The 22,293-nt window shown below is 64.3% G+C and carries 28 protein-coding genes and 1 tRNA gene; 12 read left to right on the plus strand and 17 right to left on the minus strand.

Annotated elements, in window-relative coordinates; genetic code table 11:
- Nucleotides 1-203 precede the first annotated feature (203 nt).
- On the plus strand, nucleotides 204-1,739 hold the full coding sequence (locus U4Y91_RS29695) for a methyl-accepting chemotaxis protein (protein WP_321808045.1): 1,536 nt from the start codon (nucleotides 204-206) through the stop codon (nucleotides 1,737-1,739).
- Here U4Y91_RS29695 and U4Y91_RS29700 read toward each other — a convergent pair.
- Both U4Y91_RS29700 and U4Y91_RS29705 read right to left on the minus strand, forming a co-directional pair.
- Entirely contained in the window at nucleotides 1,717-1,920 is a 204-nt protein-coding gene (locus U4Y91_RS29700; RefSeq protein ID WP_321808046.1) for a hypothetical protein, read from the minus strand. The two genes, U4Y91_RS29695 and U4Y91_RS29700, sit on opposite strands and share 23 nt — an antisense overlap.
- The gene (locus tag U4Y91_RS29705) at nucleotides 1,917-3,077 is read right to left on the minus strand and encodes an alkane 1-monooxygenase (RefSeq protein ID WP_321808047.1); all 1,161 of its coding nucleotides are present in this window, start codon (nucleotides 3,075-3,077) and stop codon (nucleotides 1,917-1,919) included. Before U4Y91_RS29705 ends, U4Y91_RS29700 begins: the two co-directional genes overlap by 4 nt.
- Nucleotides 3,078-3,618: 541 nt before the next feature.
- On the opposite strand from U4Y91_RS29705, the gene U4Y91_RS29710 reads away from it, so the two are divergent.
- The 5 genes from U4Y91_RS29710 to U4Y91_RS29730 all read left to right on the plus strand — a co-directional run bounded on the left by U4Y91_RS29710 (nucleotide 3,619) and on the right by U4Y91_RS29730 (nucleotide 6,901).
- Nucleotides 3,619-4,272: a GNAT family N-acetyltransferase gene (locus tag U4Y91_RS29710; protein ID WP_321808048.1), complete on the plus strand. Its 654-nt coding sequence runs from the start codon at nucleotides 3,619-3,621 to the stop codon at nucleotides 4,270-4,272.
- Between the two features lie 166 nt (nucleotides 4,273-4,438).
- Nucleotides 4,439-5,200 carry a septum site-determining protein MinC gene (minC, locus tag U4Y91_RS29715; RefSeq protein ID WP_321808049.1) on the plus strand — a complete coding sequence of 254 codons (762 nt, stop codon included), beginning with the start codon at nucleotides 4,439-4,441 and terminating at the stop codon, nucleotides 5,198-5,200.
- A gap of 59 nt (nucleotides 5,201-5,259) precedes the next feature.
- Nucleotides 5,260-6,075 carry a septum site-determining protein MinD gene (gene minD, locus U4Y91_RS29720; protein WP_321808050.1) on the plus strand — a complete coding sequence of 272 codons (816 nt, stop codon included), beginning with the start codon at nucleotides 5,260-5,262 and terminating at the stop codon, nucleotides 6,073-6,075.
- Between the two features lie 12 nt (nucleotides 6,076-6,087).
- A complete protein-coding gene (gene minE, locus U4Y91_RS29725; protein WP_006486661.1) occupies nucleotides 6,088-6,342 on the plus strand; it encodes a cell division topological specificity factor MinE in 255 nt (84 codons plus the stop codon).
- Between the two features lie 157 nt (nucleotides 6,343-6,499).
- Complete coding sequence (locus U4Y91_RS29730; RefSeq protein WP_321808051.1) at nucleotides 6,500-6,901, plus strand: YXWGXW repeat-containing protein; 402 nt, start codon at nucleotides 6,500-6,502, stop codon at nucleotides 6,899-6,901.
- A 116-nt stretch (nucleotides 6,902-7,017) separates the two neighbouring features.
- Here U4Y91_RS29730 and U4Y91_RS29735 read toward each other — a convergent pair whose 3' ends face one another.
- Nucleotides 7,018-8,601 carry a chloride channel protein gene (locus U4Y91_RS29735; RefSeq protein ID WP_321808052.1) on the minus strand — a complete coding sequence of 528 codons (1,584 nt, stop codon included), beginning with the start codon at nucleotides 8,599-8,601 and terminating at the stop codon, nucleotides 7,018-7,020.
- A gap of 178 nt (nucleotides 8,602-8,779) precedes the next feature.
- On the opposite strand from U4Y91_RS29735, the gene waaC reads away from it, so the two are divergent.
- Entirely contained in the window at nucleotides 8,780-9,778 is a 999-nt protein-coding gene (gene waaC / locus U4Y91_RS29740; protein WP_321808053.1) for a lipopolysaccharide heptosyltransferase I, read from the plus strand.
- Between the two features lie 56 nt (nucleotides 9,779-9,834).
- Here waaC and U4Y91_RS29745 read toward each other — a convergent pair whose 3' ends face one another.
- The 5 genes from U4Y91_RS29745 to U4Y91_RS29765 form a co-directional block, all read right to left on the minus strand.
- Complete coding sequence (locus U4Y91_RS29745) at nucleotides 9,835-10,014, minus strand: hypothetical protein (protein ID WP_321808054.1); 180 nt, start codon at nucleotides 10,012-10,014, stop codon at nucleotides 9,835-9,837.
- A 104-nt stretch (nucleotides 10,015-10,118) separates the two neighbouring features.
- Complete coding sequence (locus tag U4Y91_RS29750; protein WP_321808055.1) at nucleotides 10,119-11,429, minus strand: MFS transporter; 1,311 nt, start codon at nucleotides 11,427-11,429, stop codon at nucleotides 10,119-10,121.
- Nucleotides 11,430-11,716: 287 nt separating this feature from the next.
- Nucleotides 11,717-12,208, minus strand: coding sequence for an energy transducer TonB (locus U4Y91_RS29755; RefSeq protein WP_321808056.1), 492 nt, complete (start codon nucleotides 12,206-12,208; stop codon nucleotides 11,717-11,719).
- Between the two features lie 233 nt (nucleotides 12,209-12,441).
- A complete protein-coding gene (locus U4Y91_RS29760) occupies nucleotides 12,442-12,735 on the minus strand; it encodes a hypothetical protein (RefSeq protein WP_321808057.1) in 294 nt (97 codons plus the stop codon).
- Between the two features lie 161 nt (nucleotides 12,736-12,896).
- Nucleotides 12,897-13,298 (minus strand): hypothetical protein, encoded by a 402-nt coding sequence (locus tag U4Y91_RS29765; protein WP_321808058.1) that lies wholly within the window; start codon nucleotides 13,296-13,298, stop codon nucleotides 12,897-12,899.
- Between the two features lie 848 nt (nucleotides 13,299-14,146).
- Between U4Y91_RS29765 and U4Y91_RS29770 the strand changes: the two genes are divergently transcribed.
- From U4Y91_RS29770 to U4Y91_RS29780, 3 genes are read left to right on the plus strand one after another with little or no spacing between them, the layout of a single operon-like run.
- Nucleotides 14,147-14,623, plus strand: coding sequence for a hypothetical protein (locus U4Y91_RS29770; protein ID WP_321808059.1), 477 nt, complete (start codon nucleotides 14,147-14,149; stop codon nucleotides 14,621-14,623).
- Nucleotides 14,565-15,122 (plus strand): helix-turn-helix transcriptional regulator, encoded by a 558-nt coding sequence (locus U4Y91_RS29775; RefSeq protein ID WP_321808060.1) that lies wholly within the window; start codon nucleotides 14,565-14,567, stop codon nucleotides 15,120-15,122. Before U4Y91_RS29770 ends, U4Y91_RS29775 begins: the two co-directional genes overlap by 59 nt.
- Entirely contained in the window at nucleotides 15,112-15,486 is a 375-nt protein-coding gene (locus tag U4Y91_RS29780) for a hypothetical protein (protein WP_321808061.1), read from the plus strand. The genes U4Y91_RS29775 and U4Y91_RS29780 overlap by 11 nt, the downstream gene beginning before the upstream one ends.
- Nucleotides 15,487-15,975: 489 nt before the next feature.
- On the opposite strand, the gene U4Y91_RS29785 is transcribed toward U4Y91_RS29780, so the two are convergent.
- Nucleotides 15,976-16,719 (minus strand): hypothetical protein, encoded by a 744-nt coding sequence (locus U4Y91_RS29785; RefSeq protein WP_321808062.1) that lies wholly within the window; start codon nucleotides 16,717-16,719, stop codon nucleotides 15,976-15,978.
- Between the two features lie 179 nt (nucleotides 16,720-16,898).
- Between U4Y91_RS29785 and U4Y91_RS29790 the strand changes: the two genes are divergently transcribed.
- Complete coding sequence (locus tag U4Y91_RS29790) at nucleotides 16,899-17,387, plus strand: hypothetical protein (protein ID WP_321808063.1); 489 nt, start codon at nucleotides 16,899-16,901, stop codon at nucleotides 17,385-17,387.
- A gap of 64 nt (nucleotides 17,388-17,451) precedes the next feature.
- On the plus strand, nucleotides 17,452-18,348 hold the full coding sequence (locus U4Y91_RS29795) for a DUF5677 domain-containing protein (protein WP_321808064.1): 897 nt from the start codon (nucleotides 17,452-17,454) through the stop codon (nucleotides 18,346-18,348).
- Nucleotides 18,349-18,599: 251 nt separating this feature from the next.
- Here U4Y91_RS29795 and U4Y91_RS29800 read toward each other — a convergent pair.
- The 8 genes from U4Y91_RS29800 to U4Y91_RS29835 all read right to left on the minus strand — a co-directional run bounded on the left by U4Y91_RS29800 (nucleotide 18,600) and on the right by U4Y91_RS29835 (nucleotide 22,280).
- Nucleotides 18,600-18,676 (minus strand) — tRNA-Met (locus tag U4Y91_RS29800).
- Between the two features lie 51 nt (nucleotides 18,677-18,727).
- Complete coding sequence (locus U4Y91_RS29805; protein ID WP_321808065.1) at nucleotides 18,728-18,910, minus strand: hypothetical protein; 183 nt, start codon at nucleotides 18,908-18,910, stop codon at nucleotides 18,728-18,730.
- 9 nt (nucleotides 18,911-18,919) lie between these two features.
- The gene (locus tag U4Y91_RS29810) at nucleotides 18,920-19,408 is read right to left on the minus strand and encodes a hypothetical protein (RefSeq protein ID WP_321808066.1); all 489 of its coding nucleotides are present in this window, start codon (nucleotides 19,406-19,408) and stop codon (nucleotides 18,920-18,922) included.
- 288 nt (nucleotides 19,409-19,696) lie between these two features.
- On the minus strand, nucleotides 19,697-20,263 hold the full coding sequence (locus U4Y91_RS29815) for a tail assembly protein (protein ID WP_321808067.1): 567 nt from the start codon (nucleotides 20,261-20,263) through the stop codon (nucleotides 19,697-19,699).
- Between the two features lie 316 nt (nucleotides 20,264-20,579).
- The gene (locus tag U4Y91_RS29820; RefSeq protein WP_321808068.1) at nucleotides 20,580-21,239 is read right to left on the minus strand and encodes a hypothetical protein; all 660 of its coding nucleotides are present in this window, start codon (nucleotides 21,237-21,239) and stop codon (nucleotides 20,580-20,582) included.
- Between the two features lie 11 nt (nucleotides 21,240-21,250).
- On the minus strand, nucleotides 21,251-21,445 hold the full coding sequence (locus U4Y91_RS29825) for a hypothetical protein (RefSeq protein ID WP_321808069.1): 195 nt from the start codon (nucleotides 21,443-21,445) through the stop codon (nucleotides 21,251-21,253).
- Nucleotides 21,442-21,675: a hypothetical protein gene (locus tag U4Y91_RS29830; RefSeq protein WP_321808070.1), complete on the minus strand. Its 234-nt coding sequence runs from the start codon at nucleotides 21,673-21,675 to the stop codon at nucleotides 21,442-21,444. The genes U4Y91_RS29825 and U4Y91_RS29830 overlap by 4 nt, the downstream gene beginning before the upstream one ends.
- 140 nt (nucleotides 21,676-21,815) lie before the next feature.
- The gene (locus tag U4Y91_RS29835; protein WP_321808071.1) at nucleotides 21,816-22,280 is read right to left on the minus strand and encodes a hypothetical protein; all 465 of its coding nucleotides are present in this window, start codon (nucleotides 22,278-22,280) and stop codon (nucleotides 21,816-21,818) included.
- Nucleotides 22,281-22,293: the final 13 nt, after the last annotated feature.

A 22,293-nucleotide genomic window follows, 5' to 3' on the forward strand; every position in this document is an offset into this window, starting at 1 on the left:
CGCGCGCGTACCGATTGGCTGGCACTCGCTTGGGCGTTGCAGCCTCGGTTCCCGCCGCCGCCGGATCGCCACCGGCTTCGTGCTCGACCGGCACGGTTCCCGTCGCCGCTTGCCCGCTTCAGCCTTGACCTCGCGCGCCGTTAACAGCGGTCGGCGGCTCGCGCTTTTTGCGCGCTCGCCGTTTTCCGACGATCCAAGGTCCCATGAAGCTGAGCTACAAGATTCCCCTCGCATTCGCCGTTGCGCTGCTGCTGATGTTCTGCGGCGCGCTGTACGGCATCCGTATTCTCAATCGCTCGATCGACACGTTCGCGAACGACGTGCAGACGCACGTTGCCGACGAGCGGCTCGTATCGGCCACGCTCGTGCAGTTCAAGCTGCAGGTGCAGGAATGGAAGGACACGCTGCTGCGCGGCAAGCAGCCCGACAAGCTCGACAAGTACTGGCAGGCATTCCAGACGCGCGAGCGCACGGTAGACACGCTCGCCGCGCAGCTCGTCGGCGAGCTGCCGCCCGGCGAGAGCCGGACGCTCGTCGAGCAGTTCATGCGCGCGCATGCGGCGATGGGCGACGGCTACCGGCGCGGGTTCGACGCGTTCAAGGCCGCGGACTTCGAGCCGACGGCCGGGGACGCGGCCGTGGCGGGCGTCGACCGGGCGCCCGCCGCGCTGCTCGAGCGCGCGGCGAAGGCGATCGCCGACGAGAGTGCTGCCGTGTCGGCGCAAGCGAGCCGCGATGCGCGTCACGCGACCGCGGCGAGCGTCGTGCTGATGCTGATCGTGCTCGGCATCGCGATGATCGGTGCATTCCTGTTCAGCCGCGCGATCCTGCGGCCGCTCGATCGCGCCGTGGCCTGTGCACAGGCGGTGGCCGGCGGCGACCTGACGCGCGACGTCGATGCGGCCGGCCGCGACGAGATCGCCGATCTGCTGCGCGCATTGCAGACGATGCAGGCGAGCCTGTCGGGTGTCGTGCTCGAGGTGCGTACGCATGCCGAAGCCGTCGCGACCGCGAGCGCGCAGATCGCGGCGGGCAATCACGACCTGTCGTCGCGCACCGAGGAGCAGGCTGCGTCGCTCGAGGAAACCGCGGCCAGCATGACCGAACTGACGGGCATCGTGCGCCAGTCGGCCGAGCACGCGCTGCACGCGGCGCAGCTCGCACGCGACGCATCGGACATCGCGTCCGCGGGCGGCGGCGTGATGACGGATGCGGTCGGCACGATGAGCGGGATTGCCGCCAGCGCGGCGAAGGTCGGCGAGATCATCGCGGTCATCGACGGCATCGCATTCCAGACCAACATCCTCGCGCTGAACGCGGCCGTCGAGGCGGCGCGCGCGGGCGAGCAGGGGCGCGGCTTCGCGGTCGTCGCGTCGGAGGTGCGCACGCTCGCGCAGCGCAGCGCGGCCGCCGCGAAGGAGATCAAGGCGCTGATCGAGCAATCGACGCGGCGGGTCGACGAGGGCGCTGTGCTGATCGCACGCGCGGGCGAATCGATCCACGAGATCGTCGGCGCGGTGCAGCGGGTCACGTCGATCGTCGGCGAGATCTCGTCCGCTTCACAGGAGCAAAGCGGCGGCATCCAGCAGGTGAACGTCGCGGTCACGCAGATGGATGAAGCGACGCAGCGCAATGCGGCGCTGGTCGAACAGGCGTCGGCGGCGACGCAGGCGCTGGCCGAGCAGGCGAGCGCGCTGCGGCACGCGGTCGCCGTGTTCAAGCTGCCGCAGGCCGCGTGACGATATTGCCGACCGCGACCGCGACCGCGACCGCGACCGCGACCGCGACCGCGACCGCGACCGCGACCGCGACCGCGACCGCGACCGCGACCGCGACCGCGACCGCAACCGCAACCGCAACCGCAACCGCAACCGCAACCGCAACCGCAACCGCGACCGCGACCGCGCCGTCCTGCGTCACGCCGCGGCCGAATACTGCGCGAGCACGCGAGCGCGGATCGATGGCTTGATGTTCGATTGCGCCATGTTGCCGCCATAGTGCGCGACGACACGCGGATTCATCACGCGATACCAGAGCGGCGGCACATAGGCGAACAGGATCATCGTCGCGTAGCCGGCCGGCAATTGCGGCGAGTCGTCGAAGTGTCGCAGCGCCTGGTACGAGCGCGTCGGGTTCGCGTGATGGTCGGCGTGCCGCTGCAACTGGTACAGGAACAGGTTGGTGACGACGTGATTGCTGTTCCACGAATGCTGCGGCGTGCAGCGCTCGTAGCGGCCGCTCGGCAGCTTGCGGCGGCCGAGCCCGTAGTGCTCGACGTAGTTGACGACTTCGAGCAGCGACGCGCCGTACACGGCCTGGATCACGAGGAACGGGATCACGATCTTGCCGGCCATCGCGATCGCGATGGCCCACACGACGACGGTCATCGCCCACGCGTGCAGCACCTCGTTGCGCCAGGTCCACGGCGAGTGCCCGAGCCGCTCGAGGCGTGCCTTCTCGAGCCGCCACGCCGAGCGGATGCTGCCCGTCACCGTGCGCGGCAGGAAGGCCCAGAACGATTCGCCGTAGCGCGCGCTCGCCGGATCCTCGGCCGTCGCGACGCGCACGTGATGGCCGCGGTTGTGCTCGACGAAGAAGTGCCCGTACGCCACCGGCGCGAGCGTGACTTTCGCGAGCCAGCGCTCGAAGCGGCTGGTCTTGTGCCCGAGTTCGTGCGCGGTGTTGATCGAGATGCCCGTCGCGGCGCCGAGCGACAGTGCGAAGCCGACGTAGTCGTACCACGCGAGCGCATGCGTGCCGACGATCCGCACGCACATGAAGAACGCGATGTATTCGACCAGCGTCGCGAGATAGACGATGCAACGGTAGTAGCGCTCGCGCTCGAGCTGCGCGACGACGGCATCGGGCGGATTGTCGCGATCGTCGCCGATCAGGGTGTCCAGGACCGGGATCACGCCGAACGCGAACAGCGGGCCGAACCACCAGAACACGTGGAGGCCCGTCGACAGCGCGAGCTGGGCCGAGAGGATCGGCAGCGTGATCGTCACCGCGCCGAGCAGCCACAGATAACGTTTGCCATCCGACCAGCCCGAGGCCGATGCGTCGGTCATCGCCATTGTCTCCCTCCTTTTCGGGGCCGGCTCCTGCTGTGCGGGTGCGGCGGCCGAGTGACGCGCTTGTCGTCGTTCGAATCGTCGTGGGTCCGCGGCACGGCGCGCGGCTCCGGATCGGTGGTCCGGTTGTGCCAGTTATACGACCGTCGTGCGCGCTTTCCAAACCCCGCCGCTAGGCGGGCAACTCCAAACGGCGGGCCGAGCAGGACGCGGGCCGGGAGGGGCCTGCGCCGGGGTGATTGAAACAGGCCGGAACGGGCCCGGTCCGCTCATGCGGCCGGTATTCTCGTCGGATGAATACGTGAGGCCACGCGCGCGAGTATCCGGCGGTGCGGTCCGCAACGAATGTTGCAATGCAATAAGTGCGACGCGACATCGCGTGGCGGCGCGGCTTTTTGAGATACATATATTACGGATCATTACGGCCGCCGCGGGGTAACGTCGGACCTTGACCGCATGAATGCCATGCATGACAAGGCGAGCGGGGCGACGCGTCCGACTTCGCCGTTCGGACTGCCATACGTCGCGGCCCGTCGACGCGTCGATGCTGCACCCGCACACCCGCGCGTGCGCGACGCGTGCTGCCTTTCGATCCGCGCTGGCATTTGAAAATTACGATTTGACTCATGCCCCGCTTTCGGTTGAAGCTAGTAACTTGCTGTCCGAAGGGGGCTGTGCCTGCATGAGTTCGACCTTGACCGTTCGTCGTATCGCTGCCGATCAGGGCGGCGTGTATCGCGAACTCCGCGCCGCATCGCTGCGTGAGCCCTACGCGCCCGGCGAAGCGCCGGAGGCCGAATTGCTGAACGTCGATTCCGGCGCGGCGGCGGCCATCGCCGCGCTGCGTGCCGCGTCCGACGAGTCGACGACTTTCCTGCTGTACACCGAAGGCCATCCGGCCGGCATGATCGGCGCGTATTTCGACAATACGCCCGAGCGGCGCGCGTTCGTCAGCGAGCTGTGGGTCGCGCACGCGGTCCGCCACCTGCGCGGCGGCGTGCTGTTGCTCGAAACGGCTACCGCGTGGCTGGCCGAACGCGGGGCGCGGGACGTCTACGCATGGATCGCCGATGCGAACCGCAACGCGATCCGTTTCTACGAACGCGCGGGTTTCGGCAACACGGGCGAGCATGCGCCGATCGCGCGGATGCCCGGCGCAATGAAGTCGTTGTTCGTGTCGCACTTCAACACACCCTGACGCATGAATGCGCGGGCCGTACGGCGTGATGAAGGCCCGGCCGCCCGCCCGACTGCCCGCCTGCCGGTTGCGCGCTCGCCGCGACCGTCGCCCCCCGGCTCCCCAAAAATAATGGCTGCACGCGTGGACGCCTGTAAAATACGCAAAAATTTTTTGCAGAGTGTCCATGTCGCTTAAAAAATCGCCATTCTTCGAGCTGCGCAGCGGATCGGTCGATACGTTGCTGTTCACCGTGAAGACGACCGATCTCGATGCGTTGCGTACCGAACTGGTCAAGCGCTTCGAAGCGACTCCCGAGTTTTTCGCCGATGATGTCGTCGCGATCGACGTCCGCCGCCTCGCGGACGGCGAACGCGTCGCGCTCGCCGACATCCGCCAGATGCTGAACGACGTGCGGATGCGCCCGGTGGGCGTCGTCGCGTTGGCCACGCAGGGCTGGGCGGGGGAAGCCGGCCTGCCGTTGCTCGAGGCGCGCGATCGCCGCGTGTCGGCCGCGAAGCCGGCCGAGGAAGCGGAGGCAGCGCCGGCCGTGGCTGCTGCTGCCGCAGCCGAACCGGCGCCGGAGCCTGCACCGACGCCGGTTCAGGCGGGCGGCCAGACGCTGGTGATCGACCGGCCGTTGCGTTCGGGGCAGCAGATTTACGCGAAAGGAGACCTCGTGGTGCTGGCGCCGGTCAGTCATGGCGCCGAGATCATCGCGGAAGGCAACATCCACATCTACGCGCCGTTGCGCGGCCGCGCACTCGCGGGCGTGCACGGCAATCACGACGCGCGCATTTTCTGCACGTGTCTGGAGCCGGAACTGATTTCGATCGCGGGTATCTATCGAACGACCGAGAACCCGTTGCCCGCCGACATACTGGGCAAATCGGTGCAGATCCGGCTCGAAGAGGAAAAACTGATGATCGAACCGCTGCGCCTGACGTGATTCACGCGGCACGCTCCGGGTCGATCGGCTCTCATTGACGAACACAGGGTATTGGGTAAATGGCAAAAATCATCGTGGTGACTTCGGGCAAGGGCGGCGTGGGCAAGACGACGACCAGCGCGAGCTTCGCGTCCGGCCTCGCGCTGCGCGGCCACAAGACGGCCGTGATCGACTTCGACGTCGGCCTGCGCAACCTCGATCTCATCATGGGCTGCGAGCGTCGCGTGGTGTATGACCTCGTCAACGTGATCCAGGGCGAAGCGAACCTGAACCAGGCGCTGATCAAGGACAAGAAGTGCGAGAACCTGTTCATCCTGCCGGCATCGCAGACGCGCGACAAGGATGCGCTCACGCGTGACGGCGTCGAGAAGGTGCTGAACGACCTGGTCGCGATGGACTTCGACTACATCGTCTGCGACTCGCCGGCCGGTATCGAGGCGGGCGCGCTGCACGCGATGTACTTCGCGGACGAAGCGCTGATCGTCACGAACCCGGAAGTGTCGTCGGTGCGCGACTCGGACCGCATCCTCGGCATCCTGTCGTCGAAGACGAAGCGCGCGGCCGAAGGCAAGGATCCGATCAAGGAACACCTGCTGATCACGCGCTACAGCCCGAAGCGCGTGAGCGAAGGCGAAATGCTGTCGCTCGAGGACATCAGCGAGATCCTGCGCATCAAGCTGATCGGCGTGGTGCCGGAATCGGAAGCCGTGCTGCACGCCTCGAACCAGGGCCTGCCGGCCGTGCACATCGACGGCACCGACGTTGCGGAAGCGTACAAGGACGTCGTCGCTCGCTTCCTCGGCGAGGACAAGCCGCTGCGCTTCACCGATTATCAGAAGCCGGGCCTGCTGCAGCGCCTCTTCGGCAGCAAGTAACGGAGGCCGCCCATGTCCATCCTTTCGTTTCTCCTCGGCGAGAAGAAGAAGTCCGCATCGGTCGCGAAGGAGCGCCTGCAGCTCATCATCGCGCACGAGCGGGTCGGCGGCCGGCCGCCGGCCGATTACCTGCCGGCGCTGCAGAAGGAGCTGGTCGCGGTCATCTCGAAGTACGTCCATATTTCGAACGATGATATCCGCGTGAGCCTCGAGCGCCAGGACGATCTCGAAGTCCTCGAAGTGAAGATCGAGATCCCGCAAGCCTGACCGCTGCCTTTCCCTCCGCACGGCGGCGCCTGCCGCCGTGCGCGTCTTACGCCCTGTTGCACTTTCGGGCGCGCCGTAACACGGCGTCTGTCGGCCGTTGGCCGACCTCCCGCATTGAACGAATACGCTCGCGTCATTTGTCAATCAGGAGGTTGTGATGGCTGTCTCTACCGTTCAACGTCGTATCGTTTCGCTCGCGCTGTTCGCCGCGGGCCTGTCAGCCGTCGCCGCGCCGCTCGCCGCACGCGCGGATGAAATCCTCGTCGGTACGCCGGTGATGGTGCAGTCGGGCCGGATGGTCGTCGCCGAACCGGTGGCCGCGCCCGCCGAGGAAATCGTCGTCGTCGCGCCGAACGCGCCGCCGCCGGTGCGCTACGAGGTCGCGCCCGACGCACGCGTCGGCTATGTGTGGGAGCGCGGTCACTGGCGCTGGGATCATGGCCGCTACGTCTGGATCGGCGGCCGCTGGGAAACCGAGCGTATCGGCATGCACTGGGTGCCGGGCCACTGGGATCAGCGCGGCCCGAACTGGTTCTGGACGCGCGGCCATTGGGCCTGACGGAGGCGCGCGATGAAACGAACCGCCCTTGCCATTGCGCTCGTCGCGATCACGCTCGCCGGCTGTATCGTCGTGCCGGCGCGGCCCGTCTACTATCGGCCCGCGCCGGTGGTGATCTACTGAGGGGCACGCGGGCCCGTCTGCGCCGGGCCGCTCGCGCCGGAAGCAGTCGCGCCGGATACGGTCGTGCCGGAAGCGGACGGTCCGTCGTCGTGCGACGTCGCGGGCGTGTGCGTGGCGGCGTTGCCGGCCGCCGGGGCCTCCGGCTCGCCACCGTCCCGTTCGCGCAGCGTGTCGAGCGGATCGGCGGGCGCGGCGGCCGCATCCTGCGGCTCGACGACGCCGGCCGTAGCCGCCGGTGCCGCGGCGGGTTCAGCGGCGGCCGCGGGCGGCGCGAGATAGCGCTGCGCGAGTGTTTCGTAGAGCGGCGGCGCGAAGAAGCGCGCCATCCGGCTCGAGACCAGCGCGGTTGCCATCAGCGAAATCACGAGCGCGTGACCGTTGATCATCTCCATCACGATGACGAACGACGTGATCGGCGACTGCGTGACCGCCGCGAGGTAGCCGACCATCGCGAGCGCGATCAGCATCGGCAGGCTCATGTCGCCGAACACGATGTGCAGCAGGTTGCCGAACCCGGCGCCGATCGACAGCGACGGCGCGAAGATCCCACCAGGAATGCCCGGCAGGTACGACGCGACCATCGACACCATCTTCAGGAACGGATAGAGCACTGACAGCCGTTCATGGCCGTCGAGCAGGCCGCGCGCCTCGGCATAGCCGCTGCCGAACGTCGTCCCGCCCGACACGAGGCCGACGACGGCGATCACGAAGCCGCACAGCGCCGCGAATGCGATCGGGCGCTCGCGATACAGGCCGAGCAGGCGCGCGGGCAGCCAGCGCCCGGTATTGAGCAGCAGCCAGCTGAAGAGGCCGCCGGCGACGCCGGTCACGAGCGCGGTAACGAGCACGGCGACCGCAAGCATCTTCGGGAAATGCTGGCCGGCGTCGATCGTGCCGAAGTACGTGTAGTTGCCGTTCAGGCCCAACGCGACGACACCGGCGAGGATGATCGCGGTGATCAGCACGCCGCTTGCGCGGGCGGAGAAGCTGCGGGTCAGTTCCTCGATCGCGAACACGATCCCGGCGAGCGGCGTATTGAACGCGGCCGACAGGCCGGCCGCCGCGCCGGCGAGCACGAGCTGCCGTTCGATCTGCGCGTTCGAGCGCGGGTAGAAGCGCCGCAGGTTGAACATCAGCGCCGCGCCGACCTGCACGGTCGGGCCTTCGCGTCCGATCGTGAAGCCGCCGAGAATGCCCATGAACGAGATCAGGACTTTGCCGAACAGGATGCGCAGGGTCAGCAGCCGCGCGCCGAATGCGCTCGGGCTCGCATGCAGCGTTGCAATGACCTGGGGGATCCCGCTGCCCTCGGCGCCGCGGAAGAAGCGGCGCGTGAGCCATGCCGACGCGGCGGCGATCGACGGCGTCAGCAGCAGCGGCAGCCACGCGGCGTGGTCGCGCATCGTGCGGAACGTGTCGTAGCCCCAGTCGATCAGCCGCGCGTACAGCACGGCCGCGAGGCCCACGGCGATCGCGCCGAGCCAGAACACGCCGTACTGGCGCCAGATCCGCAGCGAGCGGCGGGTGAGGGCGGGAAACAACCCGGAAAGCAGGGCAGGAAGGGCGGGGCGTTGCATCGGCGGAAGCCGGGAGGGCAAAGCACGCATTATAAAAAGAACCTGATGCAGCCGGGGCCCGACAAATCCTCACAAAAGCGTCGCATTTTGTTGCAAATGTAATGTCGGCGTAATGTATCCACGCGGCAACCGTCGTTAGCATCACCAAATGGCCGGCCCCTCCCCATTCATAAGAAAAGTGAAACGCATCCTCATCGTGAAAGTGACGTCGCTCGGCGACGTCGTCCAGACGCTGCCTGTCGTCGCGGACCTCCACCGTGCCTTTCCGGGCGTAACGGTCGATTGGGCCGTCGACGAATCGTGCGCCGAGGTCGTGCGCTGGCATCCGGGTGTGAGCAACGTGCTCTGCGCGCCGTTGCGGCGGTTCAAGAAGCTCCGGAACGGCGGCGACCTGAAGGCGATCTCCGCGTCGATCGGCGCGCTGCGCGCGCACCGCTACGATGCGGTCATCGACCTGCACGGCGTCTACAAGAGCGCGATCATCTCGGCGCTCGCGCGTGCCGCGCGCCGCGTCGGCTATCAGACGCAGGATCTCGGCGAGGCGGGTGCCCGCTTCGCCTACTCGCATCGCTTCGGCCCGCGGCCGGACTGCGACGCGTGGCACGGGATGCGCGTGAGCGCCGGCGAGGCGCTGGGCTATGTCCCCGAAGGCATCGCCGCTTACGGGATCGTCCCGCCGCAGGATGCGAACCTGCCGCCCGCCGTGACCGACGGCGCGCCGTTCATGCTGCTGTTTCACGCGACGTCCAATCCGGACAAGCAATGGCCGGCCGACCACTGGGCCGCGCTGGCTACGCAGATGATGGCGCGCGGCGTGCGCGTGCTGGTGCCGTGGGGATCGGCAGCCGAACACGACGATGCGCAGGACATTGCCGCGCGTGCGCCGGGCGCGATCGTGCTGCCGGCGATGTCGGTGCGCGAACTGGGTGCGGCCATCGGCCGGGCTGCGCTCGTGGTGGGAGTCGATACCGGGTTCGTGCATATGGCGCACGCACTGCAGCGGCCGACCGTGATGATTTTCGTCGCGACGTCGCGCCACCATTGCGGCATCGGCGGCGCGCCGAACGCGCTGTCGATCGGCGAACCGGGTGCGCCGCCGTCGGTTGCGCAGGCACTCGATGCGATCGATACGGTCGGGCCGGCCTATGGCGCGCTGCGTGATCGGCTGACGGCCTAGGGCCAGCGCAAGCCCGCTATTGGCATGAACCGGTCCGGGGGAAGCGGGCCGCGCGTTCAGGCGAGCAGCGCTTCGACCGTCATCACCGCGGCGACGGCGGCCAGGTTGGCGAGAAGCGCCTCGAACAGGAGGCCGCGCCAGGTTTTCGGCCGGAAGCGCGCCGCGAGCAGCAGGGCGCCACCCAGCGCGAGCGCCAGGATCAGGACGAGGTCGGCGTTGCCGAGGTGGATGTTCATGGCGGCGGCTCCTTCAGCGGAGGGATCCGGGGGGGGCGTGACGGCGCCCCCGGATCGAGTATAGGCGGCACCCCCCGCCGCACGACCCGGGGCGCCCCGAGGGCTCAGACGAGCGATGCGTCGCGGGTTTCGCGCATCATCAGCACGCCGATCAGGCTGATTGCCGCCGCGACCGACACGTAGCCGCCGACCCACGACAGGCCGCCGCGCGCGGCGAGCAGCTGCGCGATGTACGGCGCGATCGACGCGCCGAGGATTCCGCCGAGGTTGTATGCGACGCCCGCGCCCGTATAGCGGACGTTGGTCGGGAACAATTCGGGCAGCAGCGCGCCCATCGGCGCGAACGTCACGCCCATCAGGAACAGCTCGATGGTCAGGAACAGCGCGACGAGCGGCATCGAGCCGCTGCCGAGCAGCGGCGCCATCGCGAAGCCGGACAACAGCGCGGCGATCGCGCCGACGACCAGCACCGGCCTGCGGCCGAAGCGGTCCGAGGCCCACGCCGACAGCGGCGTCGCGAGCCCCATGAACACGACCGCGAAGCACAGCAGGCCGAGGAAGCTCTGGCGTGGAATATGCAGCGTCGACACGCCGTACGACAGCGAGAACACCGTCGAGATATAGAACAGCGTGTAGCAGACCACCATCGCGAGCGCGCCGAGCAGCGTCGGCTGCCAGTGTTGCGAGACGAGCGTCGCGACCGGCACGCGCACGCGCTCGTTGCGGTCGAGTGCGGCCTGGAACGCCGGCGTCTCGGTGATCTTCAGCCGCACGTACAGGCCGAGCGCGACGAGCACCGCGCTGACGAGGAACGGGATGCGCCAGCCCCAGCTGCGGAATTGTTCGTCGGACAGCGACAGCGCGAGCGCGAAGAACAACCCGTTCGACATCAGGAAGCCCACTGACGGGCCCAGTTGCGGGAACATCCCGAACCAGCCGCGCTTGCCTTGCGGCGCGTGCTCGGTCGCGAGCAGCGCCGCACCGCCCCATTCGCCGCCGAGGCCGATCCCCTGGCCGAAGCGCAGCACGCACAGCAGCACCGGTGCGAGCGCACCGATCGTGTCGTAGCCGGGCACGAAGCCGATCGCGGTGGTGGACACACCCATCACGAGCAGCGACGCGACGAGCGTCGATTTGCGGCCGATGCGGTCGCCGAAGTGACCGAACAGGAACGAGCCGATCGGCCGCGCGATGAACGCGATGCCGAACGTGACGAATGCGGACAGCGCCTGTGCGGTCGCGGAGCCGTGCGGAAAGAAGACGGGGCCGATGACGAGTGCCGCGGCGGTCGCGTACACGTAGAAGTCGTAGAACTCGATCGCGGTGCCGATGAAGCTCGCGAACACGATGCGCCGGTGGCTGACGGCGCCGGCCGAACCGGTTGCGTGTGCAACGGCCGGGGGAGATGCGGACATGGATGTCTCCGTTTTGTCGTTGGGCGGTCGGCTGGGTGAGCGCTCGGGCAGGCGGACGCCTGCCGGGAGCGGCCGAGCGGATGAGGCGGCGGCGTGGACGCGCGGCGTGGCGCGGACGTCACCCGCCGGTCGACGATGGAGACGGATAGGTCGCCGCCGCCCGGTGCCGGCGTGGTCGGCTCGCATGCCGGGTGCGGCGCGCGAACGCGCGCGGGAGGGTGGCCGCGCGATTGCGGAAAATTATAGCCAGCGCCGCGACATAGCGGCAATCGCGGGCGGGCGCGGGCTCAGTCGATCGATTGCGACTGCGTGGATGCGGTGCTTTGCAACTGGAAGTGGCCGTCGTCGTTGAACAGCCAGCCTTCCATCATCTCGACCCGGCCATTGCCGTCCAGCAGTTTCGACGGCGGTGGCGGCAGCGGCGCCGAGCGGCGCAGCGACGCGAGCGCGAGCGCTTCCGCTTCGCTGTCGCCGTTGCTGCGATAGACGGATGCGTTGACGAGGTGGCCGCTGCGATCGACGGTGAACGCGACGACGACGAGCGAGCGCAGCATCGCCTGCGGCATCCCGTGCGACACGGCGGACGGATTGTGCTCGGCGACGCACTGCGCGACTTCCACGCGGTACTGGTCGCGATTCGCGCTGCGGATGACCGACGGAATCGTCAGGACCGAGCGCAGCGACGGCGGCGGCGTGATCGTGCAGGCGGCAAGCATGACGGCGGCGACCAGCGCGGCAACGCGCAGCCGGTCGACGCCCGGGCAGGGGAGAGAGGGCATGGGGAGTGCCGGAGGGTGACTATAAAAAAATGATAGGCGCCTGGGCGCGGCGCGTTATCGGGAGAAACGCATAGCACGCGAAGCGCGATGTGCCGATTCGCGGATGATGGCGATCGGCGGGGCCGCCGGCCCGTATCGCGAGGTGATGTGACATGACACGTGACCATGCGGGCACGACGATTGCGCACGCGCGGCGCGTGCGGGAAGCAACGGCAGCGGCGTGCTCGACCGGCTCAGTAGCCGTGTGTCACGAGCGATAGAACGGACAGGTCCGGATGCGTGCCGTCGATGATGGTCTTGCCGATGTGCACGGCTTCATGCACCGCTTCTTCGACGCTCGCGAAGCTTTCTTCGCCGTCCGCATGGAACGGCACGGCATGATCCGGCAGCGCGGGGTTCACGCCCGGATGGCAGACATAGCCGGTGTAGGTGTAGCGCGCATCGCTGCCGGGGACGAGGCCCGGCACCACATGGATCTCGAAGCCTTCGTAATCGACGTGATCCGTCGCTGTCGACAGTTCGGTCATGGCGGTCTCCGTGTGCCGCATGCACGGATGGTGCGGGCGGCATCGAATCGCGGCGGCGGTCGTGTCGCCGTGCTGATCGAATTCTAGGCGATGGCGGCCCGGCCCGTGAGGGCTGCGCGCGTCGCCCGCGGCAACGTCGAGCGTGCCGCAGGCGGTGCGTGTTACCGCGTGCAGCGCGCGTCCTTGCGCTGCACCACGAGGATCACGGGATACTTCTGGCCGTGCTCGAGTTCCACCGGCGCGACGACCGTCAGTGTGGCCGGGTCGGAATCGTCGTACACGCTGACCTGCTCGTTGCGGATGTAGGTCACGCCGGTGCAGTTCGACGCGCGCCCGTCATCCGACACCTTGCACTGGAGCTCGTTTTCCTTCAGGTAGTTGTACGGCGTCGGGCTCGCGAGGTATTCGCGCAGGCCGCGCGGCGAGCCGCCGACGCCCTTCACGTACGCGATCGCGCACGACGGCGTTTGCGCGTCGGTGCCGGAGGCGGAATCGGCGGCCGCTGCGTGCGTGCCGATGGTGGCCAGCAGGGCGACGAGCGACGAGGCGATGAAGGGCTTCATGACGTGGATTTCCCGTTTCGCGAATCGGAGCGCCGGATTGTAACGGCATCGGGCGAGATGCGTCGGCACGCGGGGCGGGCAGCGTGCGCGCCGCGCCGTGGACAAACAAAAACCCCGTCATTCGATGAATGGACGGGGTTGGGCGAACTTCCTGGCGGAAGCGGTGTCCGCTAACCAACCTTATTTTGTAAGGGTTTGTCGTATGGTATTCCGGTTAACCCACCAAACAACCCACCATCACATGCATATAGGTTGGTCTCGAGGGCGGCCAAGCGATCAAGCGGCCCGTATCTTCCCGTGCTCGATGATGGAATGGCTCCGCAGGAGGCCGCGGCGGTCGGCCGCAGTTGCGTTCACAACGCATGTCATCGAGACGCCGTCCCGCAACTCCGCATAGATCGACGAGGCGCCAACTTCTTGGGCTGGCACGCCATTCGACACCACATCGGTATCCTTTCCAGTCATGATGCTCGTCCGTGGAGACAAAATCGGACGCCTTGTGGGGCATTGCCAGCGCCGCTCGTGACGCGTTGATCCAAGCGAAAAATTGGGGAGAGAATGAGCGGATCCAAATTGACAGGCAGGGATCTGGCCATCGCATTTCGGGCCGCCCAATTCTATGCCGAACGCCATCCCAGATCACGGCAGGTCACGGTGACCTCAAGACTCAGAATTTGGAGGCTCGCCTCGTGGTCAGAGCCAATGAACCCGGGCGTTATCGAAATGAGGTCGCTGGAGGCGATGAGGTGTCCTCGGAGGCATGCCCTTATGGCCCCGACCATTGCGCCCTTCATTCGCGAACCTAGTGGTTTCCCACCCTTCGATCAAAATCACAAAAAAGTGATACTATGGCCGCCGACAAAAAATTTTGGCTTCGTGACCATTTGAGCGCCACTGGGAGGCGCGATGTGCGAGCACATTACGAGCGCGCATCGGACGCGGTGCAGGCCGCCTTTGATGCGCATTGGGAACTGCTCGAGGGCCGTCCGAGGGAGCGATGGACTCGACCTGACGCAGCCAAATTGGATCCAGAGTGGAAAGGCGGATTCAGGGAATTTTTTGAGTTCCGGTTCAAAGCGGACAATGTCCAGCAGCGACCACTTGGTTTTTTTGGGCCGGACGATGGCCGTTTTGCGCTACTGCTTTGGGCGATAGAGAAAGGTCACAAGTTCGCCCCAAAAGAAGCGATAGATACTTGTGACAAGCGGCGCAAATCCATCCTCGATGGGCAGGCAACCACGCATCACTGGGATGAGGACGAGAAGGATGAAAGCGAGCAAGCTGGCGAAGCTCCGCCGCAAAACATACCGCGACGCCTACGTTAAGTCGCTGGTTGAGCAGGGATTGGCATTCCAGATCAAAGAGATGCGACTCTCTAGAGGGCTGACGCAGCGTCAAATGGCTGAGCGTCTGCAGCTCGGAGGTCAGTCGGCAGTCGCGCGCTTGGAGGATCCGTCCTACGGTCGCATGACTCTCGCGACGCTTGCAAAGATCGCGGCATTTTTTGATGTTGCGTTCACTGCAAGGATGGTGCCGTACTCGCGGTTCCTGGTCGACACCAGGGATCTATCCCCGGAAAGCATGCATGTCGAATCGTTCGAGCATGAGGATGAGGCTGGCGCGATCGAAAACGCACCAGAATTCGTGCTCATTCGCCATGGCTTCAATGTTCCGACTGCAAACGCGCCCTCCACGATACGCTTTGGCGGAAATGCAGCCGAAGTAGGCAGAAATTCACGGTCAAAGGCGCTAACGTTTAGCACCAGCTCTAGCACGATCACCATTCAGAAACTGACCTCCCTGGAGTTCACTCATGCCTCGTGAGATCAAACTAATCGGCGAGAACGGCGGTTTTACATGTCTCGTCCCCGATCAATTTCCAGAAGTGTTCGTTGACGGGGTCTCCGAGATTCAGGTCGGAATGCCGGTATCTCGCCTTCTGTTCCATGCTGTCCAGGTCCCGGCAAATGGCGATACCCCGGAAAGCCGAATCGCGCGCTTGTCGCTCGTGATCCCCACTGCCGCGCTCATGGAGTTCATTGGGAATATCGCTGCCAACACCACCGAGGAAGTCGTCACAACCACGACTACGGCCTCCGCAGCATATCTCGCGCAGATCGCAGCGAATATCAATCGCTTGGGAGCGATGACAAAGGCGGTCGAGCTGGAGCACAAAGAGAAGGTGTGACGAAGCGAATGCAAGAGTGAATAAAAGATCGCGTGGGACAACAACTCACCGCTGTGCGATTAGCTTCACCCAAAATCGCTGAGACCAGCTCTGGCGACAGACAAAGGACCGCAAGTGGGAGGAAAAGAGCATGGGCCGCATCCCGATCTACCTGAATGACGCGATCGACTTTGAGCTGCTGTTGTAAGTATCCTACAACAGCGCAGGTCATACGCATCGAATTTGCACTCCTCGTCCGGGCGAGTACGCGACAGCGATGTTGATGGCGGGGATGGCGCCGGCGTTTTGTGCTCGACAGCTCGGGCGTAGCGTCGACACATTCCTGACGACCTATGCGAGATGGCTAGATGGGCGCCAAGATGCTATCGAAATGGCACGTCTCGAGGCATCCCTCGACGATTCAGGGGACTCTCCAGGATGAGTGATACGAGCAAGTTCGATAACTTGGTGCGACGTCTTCGCGCGCGTTGTCGCATATAGAATCGCTCCCTACATCACCGCCGACCGCACGCGACCGCGCACCGGTCCGAATATCTTCCCGTGCTTCAGAAACAGGTGGAGCTGCGCATGATGCGCTCTTCCGCAGACGTGCCGGAAGTTATTGGTGCAAGGCTTGTAGCGTAAAGCGTCAGGCCTCCCCATGAAGTCTTGTGGAATGCTGTCGATCCCATCGAAAATCGACGGCTGCTCATGGGCTGTACGCTCGGCGCTCCTGACGCGACGCCGCAGTAGTCCCTCTGCGATCGCCAGATAACCGGCCAGCGCCTCGCTGCTGCCATCGAAGTGATCGAACATATGGAAGTAGGCGACGGCCTCTGAGAACCGCGCAGCGATCGCCGCGCGCGCCTCTGTGGCCTCTTCAGCCCGCTGGGCGGCCACCTCAGGTTCATGTTGGGCTGGGCCGGAGAGACGAGCGAACACCGAGTTCGTCATGAACTCGCCGTCGGCGTTTCGTTCTTCCTGATCAATTCGGACGGAATGTCGAAATTGTCGGTTCACGAACTTGCCGAATCGCTTGAGCAGCCGCGCCACGATGGTTTCCTGCAGTTCCTCGTCTTCCGGCTCGATATAGCGGCCGCGCTCGGCCTTGATCTCCTCTGCCAGGATCCACGCTTCGTTTTTCAGGTCATCGACTGACTGCTCACGGCTGGTGAGCTCGGCAAGGTACCTCAGGCGCCGGATCATCGGCGTGATCAACCGATGAAAGAACGACGCCCCGTCACGATCTGTCATCCGGGGCCTCGAGAATGGAGTAGGCGGCTAGCTGCGATCACGAGCTTATCAGGATTGTTTTACGGTCGTGAGAAGGACTGAGCCGTCTCGCGCGCGCACGCGCGTAGGCGTAAGAAAATGCGATCATTGCGTTTCAGTCGAGCGCGCGGCGCGATCTCATATTCAATCGGTAGAAAAGCATGACCACACAAAATCCGAATGATGCAATAGCAGTGACGGAAGAATTGGCCAGCCGCCAAATCTTGAGGCGTTCACTTGAAGAGTGGTGGGAGCGATTGGCGGATCGATCCGCGACGTGGGACCTTGAGACCGTCAAACACCTCGTCGTGTTGAATGCCGCCGGCTTCGCAGGGGTGGCAACGCTACTCGCTGGAAGTAAGCCGCCTCAGCCTGGATGGCTCGGCCGGGCGACGCTGCTCGGATACGGTTTTGGCGTAGCCTTGGCAATTCTCAACATGTACTTGGTATCTGTGCGTTTCGACAAGATGACCATTGAGATTAAAGAGCGAATCGTGGCGACTCAGGATTTATCGAGGCCAATGGATAACGTCTTCGATCGGCTCACGGCAGGACGCCGCTTCGGTCTCGCCGGCCAGATATGCGGATGGGGAGCCGCCATCCTCGCGGTTCTTAGCACGCTCGCCATTGGCTTTAGCCTCGTGAAGTGACAGTGATCACGAGCCGAATAAAGCGCGTCGCTAAGCGTGAATTCAAACCCAGGTCAATGCAAAAATGAACCAGCCCGTCCTATTTCCAGATGCTCCGCAATTTTCAGTCGAAGAACTGGAGGCCTGCCGGTTGTCGGGCGATTTTTGTCCAATCCTCTTTGAATGGTACAAATTCGTGGGATCTGCTTGTGCGTTCGTTGCACATATTCAGGCAGACTCGCCAGTCATCCGGCAAATCGCGCCAATCCATTTCGCGACGGTAACGGGACTCCTGAATCGGTGCGCCAGGCTGATGCTATCAAACGTTGCGCTATCTCATGAGGGGCTGTTTGGAGAGACTACTGCCATCGTCGATCGATGCATATTTGAGTCAGCGATCAAGGTCATCTGGCTTTGCCAAGACGAAGGGGCCGGAGAGCGATTTTTCCGCTATCTCGCAGACGGCTTGCAAACGGAAATGGAACTAAAAAGTTGGATCCACGAAGCAATCGCGAAGCGCGGGGCGACGATGGCGATAGAGAAGCGCATGCTTGATTCGATTGCGCGTCACACGTCGCGTGCAGGGCTATCTGAAACAGATATTGCGAGAGCGAAGCGATTGCCCAGCCTGGCGGCAATGCTTGAGAGCATTGGCGAGGACCGTCTTCTCTATGTTGTCGGACAGCGGCTAGGCTCCCACCATATTCATGGAACGTGGCCAAGTCTGCTTATGCACTATCTTGAGGACTCGGACGAAGGCGGGTTGCGACCGCGAGGACACAATTGTGCAACGCACGTGAATCAGTACATGCTAGTGCCAATTCTGGTTCTTGGCGCGATGAAAGGCTTTGTTCGGTTTGCGATCGAGTGCCGAGAGGATGCGGTTCCAATGGAACAGCTTTTCGATTCGATCGAGGATGAACTGGACAAGATCTATCTGGAAGTCGCGGCAGGTGACACCGACATGGTCGAGTCAAAATAGCACCGATGAGCCGCTAACTGAACGCGCAGATTTGTGTTCTATGCCGGGACCTGTGTAGGCCGTCAGTTTCTCGACGATCTCAGTTATCGCAGACTCGAGAGCTGCGTGGTTGTCGCTTTTCCGTGTTCAACATTGTGAGGTAACGAGCAAGCTGTGCCGAAGACGAGTTCTCATCCGTGCTTCGCCGAAGTGGGCCGTTGCCGCGCGCAAAAGAATAAGCCCGCTTGCTTTCGCAGAGCGGGCTTCAATGTTGGTTGCGGGGATAGGATTTGAACCTATGACCTTCGGGTTATGAGCCCGACGAGCTGCCAGACTGCTCCACCCCGCGGCGCGGAGTGTAATCGCAATACGGTGCTACGTCAAAGCGCGTCAGCGATCGTTACTCGTCATCCTCTTCATCGTATTCGGCCAGGCGAGGGTGGTGGTACGGCATGAGTGTCTTCGCGGCCTCGACGCGATGCTCCATGGCAATGCCAGGATGACCCATCACCGCCTCCAGAAACTCCTTCGCATCATCGGTATGCGGAATACCATTCCACGCGGCTGTTTGCTTGTCGGTCACGTTGATCTCCTACTGGTTGCGGTTGTTGACGACGAGGCGAGGAGGCGGTGCCATCGATGCGAACTTGCTCGCCGCCTTCTTCGCCCGGTCGGCCTGCTCGCCCTTCTTGCCGCCTTCGCCTTTCTTTGCGTAGAGGAAGGGTAGTGCTGCAGAAGCCGCGCGCACCTGGACCGCCGTAGCCTCGATGCGGCCGAGCGCGATGTCCTGCAGCAGCGTCAGCATGTCACGATCTCCCAGCGGAACGGGGACCGCCTTCGTGCGTTTGAGCGCGCCACCGTGCGCCTGCGGCTCAAGCGCCTCCTTCTTCGCAGCACGGCGAGGAGCCACCGCCTCCGCAGGCGTTTCAGCCTTCGGTTTCCGGCCGGCGCCGGACCGAGCGCCGCCGCGACGACTCGTCGTCGTTTGATTCTTTGCGGGTTTGATTTCCTCACTCGCGGCCTTGGGCTTGCGACCGGCTCCTGGCCGCGAACCCCCGCGCCCATTGGGTTTGGTGGTCATTTGATTTCCTCCGTTTGATTACCGAGAGGCGTTTAAAGGGTGATTTTTTCCCTGCGTGGGAGGGCGCGTGGTGTCTAAGGTCGACCACCCGTAGCCTTTTCCACGCCCCCCCTGGGGTGTCGCGGTTGCAACGATGCGGCCAGCGCTTGCGAGAGGCCGCCGCCGTGCCGCTGCTGCGCGGTCGTCTACGCCTCCGGCCATCGGGCCAATCATCGGCTCAAAGCGTGTTTTATCGGGGCGGCAGGCAGGGCGGGCAGCAGCGCGCCGCGGCCCGCTCGCATAGCTCGGCTATTGCTGGTCCTCGGCGTAGATGCCGCTGCTGACCACCTTCGAGCCGACGAGCATCTGACCGTAAACCAGTGGCACCGGCTCGCCCTGAGCGGAACTGTTCACCGGCCCGTTGAAGTAGTACGACGTGCCGTTGTTGCCTGCCGTGCTCGCGAGCCCATGCGTCTGCGGACTGAGCATCTGCATGATGCCGCCGAGTGCCATCGATGCGCCGATGGTTGTCAGGGGTTGGATGCCGAACGTAAGGCCGACCACCATCAACGTCACCCCTAGAATCGTCTGAAATAGTCCGCCGGACTTCGCGCCAGTGATGACCGGTGCGATTCGAATGTCTTCATCACCAACCGGGTGCCGCAACTCATCCTCGGTCAGGTTCTTTTTGCCGTTGAACACCGCGAAGGTCAGCCCGTTGTCCTTCGCGTTCATCATGAATTTCTCGAAACCCGGTGCGACGACGGAGAGCGCGCGCACGGCCTCCGCCGTCGAATTGACGGCCAAGCGGTGCACGCGGCCAAATCTGCTTCCCAAGATCCCGTAGAGACGAATCGTTCTCAGCTTTTCTGTCATATCGAATCTCCTTGATGGTTGAATGCCTTCGAGTCGTTTATGCCTCGCGTATCAACCGCGTCACGACGTCACGGTATGTCGCCACACCGTCGACCATGCCCGCAGCCAGCGCGTCGATCGTGGACGAGGGTGCGCCTGGATTCCCAATCTTCCTGCTGCCACGTTTTTACCTTTTTTTGTCCACGTTTATGGTTGCTGAGGGGATCGCCCGGTGTCCCGCGATGTGGGATGAAGTTTTTCACCCCCCCCTTACGACTAGCGGCCCGAGAGCAGGCGCCCGGCGCTCATCGATGCTGGCTGAACGGAACCACGAAAATCAGACCAGTGAGGCCAGCTTGCGTCGACGCGCTGCGGTCGTCTCCCGCTCAACGCTGGCTTCGCGCTCGTCGTTCGTCATCGCGTATTCGGCTGCATCCCGGTACCACGCCGGCGTGAACCCGCCATTGGGGTCGTGCGGATTGATCTCGATAAGGTCCGGCAACACGAAACCCATGCAGGGGAGTCTCGCGTCGTACCCGAGTTGTTCGATCGAACCGCGAAGGCTTTCCTCAGCCTCGTTCGCTGCATGCAGTTCGAGCAGGGCGTTGATTACGCGTTTGACGCGTTGCTTGTGCTCGGCATCGAATCGTTCGGCTGCTTTGCGTGACAGCGCGCGCTTCAGATCGCGCACTACAAGATCCTGCGAGGCGATGGCGCGCCTCAGGCTGTCCGAAAGCGCCGCGTTCTGTTTGATCTGGTCGACAAGGTCCAGCACCGGCTTACCTTCCAGCAGGCGCTCCGCAACCGCAATACGCTCGGCATCGGTCTGCTGCGACTTGCTTTCCTGATCGGCCGCCCACGCTGCATGCAATTCGATATTGCGGGCTTCGCATTTGCGGAGTTCAGCATGGAAGCGCGCCAGCTTGTCGATCTCAGTACGGTATTCCGGCAGGCTGTCCAGGCGTGGGTAGTCGAGATTTTCGGTAGCGTTCTTCATTGGCCTTGGCCTCACTTCTTGGTGTTCAGGTTGTCGATCTGCATCTGGCGAACGATGCGGCGCTTCGCGTCGAGACTCGCGCCGCCGGTCATCAGGGAGCGCACGGCTTTCGCCGCCGGTGACGTTCGGCCCATCTGCTCGAGCAGGCGGTTCGGAATACCCATCGGCCGCCCAATGGGGAAACCCTTCGAGGTGTCGTTTTTCATTGCGCCCCCACGTCGGTCTGTTGGGTCTGGGCTGCGTCCGGCACGACCATGTCCCTCGTGTCGGCTTTGATCCCCTCCATCAGCGAGTCGATGTCATCGAGATGTGCCTTGATGATGTGGGCGACATTCATTGCCCTCTCCGCGTCGTGGGCGGCAAAGATTCCCTTGATGGCCAGCTTGATCCCGTCCAGCTTGTCGCTCACTGCCTGCCGCTTTTCGTCCGTACTCAATTGAGGCTCCTTCGTTGGTTGTGTCTGCCGGGTTGGTGATGGACAGGGATCAATGCACATGCATCGGGTCTCCCTGAATGAAAAAGGCGACAGCCCCATCGTAGGACTGTCGCCTTGGATACCCCCTTGGTACGGAACGACTAAAAGCCGCCGTTGGTCAGCTTGCGATAGCGCTTTTCCGCGACGCTCGGCTTAGGGTGGGGGAGAGGAACCCGCGCAGCTGCTCGAGCGTACGCATCATCGAGGTCGCTGCAGAGGTGTCGCCGCACGATTGAATCGAACGCCTCCCAGAATGGCTCGAATCGAACATTCGACCGGGACCGATCCGCGCGCGCCTTCAGTTTCACGTAATCGCACTCGAGGCGCAGCACGATCCGCTCTAGGCGGTCGGCGTTCATCATCTGTGCCGTGACGGAGACGACCAGGTCGCGCGCCGTTCGGTACTCGCTCAACTGGATGCCGGCGCCGTACTTGCCGAGATCCGCGATAGCGCGCTCCTGGGCCGATAGCCGCTCGCGCAGCTCGGCCGCCGTGTCGCCGCATCCGAACTCGAGGCGTTGCATGATCGAGGTCAGCTCCATTGCACTGGCGAATAGGTTGCTCATGGCATGGCCCCCA

It is taken from the genome of Burkholderia sp. BCC1993, assembly GCF_905339865.1.
Lineage (GTDB): Bacteria > Pseudomonadota > Gammaproteobacteria > Burkholderiales > Burkholderiaceae > Burkholderia.

Bases quoted from the DNA above. Each gene is read 5' to 3' on its own strand.
- U4Y91_RS29695 (WP_321808045.1), top strand. From the start codon at position 204: ATGAAGCTGAGCTACAAGATTCCCCTCGCATTCGCCGTTGCGCTGCTG.
- U4Y91_RS29705 (WP_321808047.1), bottom strand. From the start codon at position 3,077: ATGGCGATGACCGACGCATCGGCCTCGGGCTGGTCGGATGGCAAACGT.
- U4Y91_RS29710 (WP_321808048.1), top strand. From the start codon at position 3,619: ATGCTGCACCCGCACACCCGCGCGTGCGCGACGCGTGCTGCCTTTCGA.
- minC (WP_321808049.1), top strand. From the start codon at position 4,439: ATGTCGCTTAAAAAATCGCCATTCTTCGAGCTGCGCAGCGGATCGGTC.
- minD (WP_321808050.1), top strand. From the start codon at position 5,260: ATGGCAAAAATCATCGTGGTGACTTCGGGCAAGGGCGGCGTGGGCAAG.
- minE (WP_006486661.1), top strand. From the start codon at position 6,088: ATGTCCATCCTTTCGTTTCTCCTCGGCGAGAAGAAGAAGTCCGCATCG.
- U4Y91_RS29730 (WP_321808051.1), top strand. From the start codon at position 6,500: ATGGCTGTCTCTACCGTTCAACGTCGTATCGTTTCGCTCGCGCTGTTC.
- U4Y91_RS29735 (WP_321808052.1), bottom strand. From the start codon at position 8,601: ATGCAACGCCCCGCCCTTCCTGCCCTGCTTTCCGGGTTGTTTCCCGCC.
- U4Y91_RS29745 (WP_321808054.1), bottom strand. From the start codon at position 10,014: ATGAACATCCACCTCGGCAACGCCGACCTCGTCCTGATCCTGGCGCTC.
- U4Y91_RS29750 (WP_321808055.1), bottom strand. From the start codon at position 11,429: ATGTCCGCATCTCCCCCGGCCGTTGCACACGCAACCGGTTCGGCCGGC.
- U4Y91_RS29755 (WP_321808056.1), bottom strand. From the start codon at position 12,208: ATGCCCTCTCTCCCCTGCCCGGGCGTCGACCGGCTGCGCGTTGCCGCG.
- U4Y91_RS29760 (WP_321808057.1), bottom strand. From the start codon at position 12,735: ATGACCGAACTGTCGACAGCGACGGATCACGTCGATTACGAAGGCTTC.
- U4Y91_RS29765 (WP_321808058.1), bottom strand. From the start codon at position 13,298: ATGAAGCCCTTCATCGCCTCGTCGCTCGTCGCCCTGCTGGCCACCATC.
- U4Y91_RS29770 (WP_321808059.1), top strand. From the start codon at position 14,147: ATGGCCGCCGACAAAAAATTTTGGCTTCGTGACCATTTGAGCGCCACT.
- U4Y91_RS29775 (WP_321808060.1), top strand. From the start codon at position 14,565: ATGAAAGCGAGCAAGCTGGCGAAGCTCCGCCGCAAAACATACCGCGAC.
- U4Y91_RS29780 (WP_321808061.1), top strand. From the start codon at position 15,112: ATGCCTCGTGAGATCAAACTAATCGGCGAGAACGGCGGTTTTACATGT.
- U4Y91_RS29785 (WP_321808062.1), bottom strand. From the start codon at position 16,719: ATGACAGATCGTGACGGGGCGTCGTTCTTTCATCGGTTGATCACGCCG.
- U4Y91_RS29790 (WP_321808063.1), top strand. From the start codon at position 16,899: ATGACCACACAAAATCCGAATGATGCAATAGCAGTGACGGAAGAATTG.
- U4Y91_RS29795 (WP_321808064.1), top strand. From the start codon at position 17,452: ATGAACCAGCCCGTCCTATTTCCAGATGCTCCGCAATTTTCAGTCGAA.
- U4Y91_RS29810 (WP_321808066.1), bottom strand. From the start codon at position 19,408: ATGACCACCAAACCCAATGGGCGCGGGGGTTCGCGGCCAGGAGCCGGT.
- U4Y91_RS29815 (WP_321808067.1), bottom strand. From the start codon at position 20,263: ATGACAGAAAAGCTGAGAACGATTCGTCTCTACGGGATCTTGGGAAGC.
- U4Y91_RS29820 (WP_321808068.1), bottom strand. From the start codon at position 21,239: ATGAAGAACGCTACCGAAAATCTCGACTACCCACGCCTGGACAGCCTG.
- U4Y91_RS29825 (WP_321808069.1), bottom strand. From the start codon at position 21,445: ATGAAAAACGACACCTCGAAGGGTTTCCCCATTGGGCGGCCGATGGGT.
- U4Y91_RS29835 (WP_321808071.1), bottom strand. From the start codon at position 22,280: ATGAGCAACCTATTCGCCAGTGCAATGGAGCTGACCTCGATCATGCAA.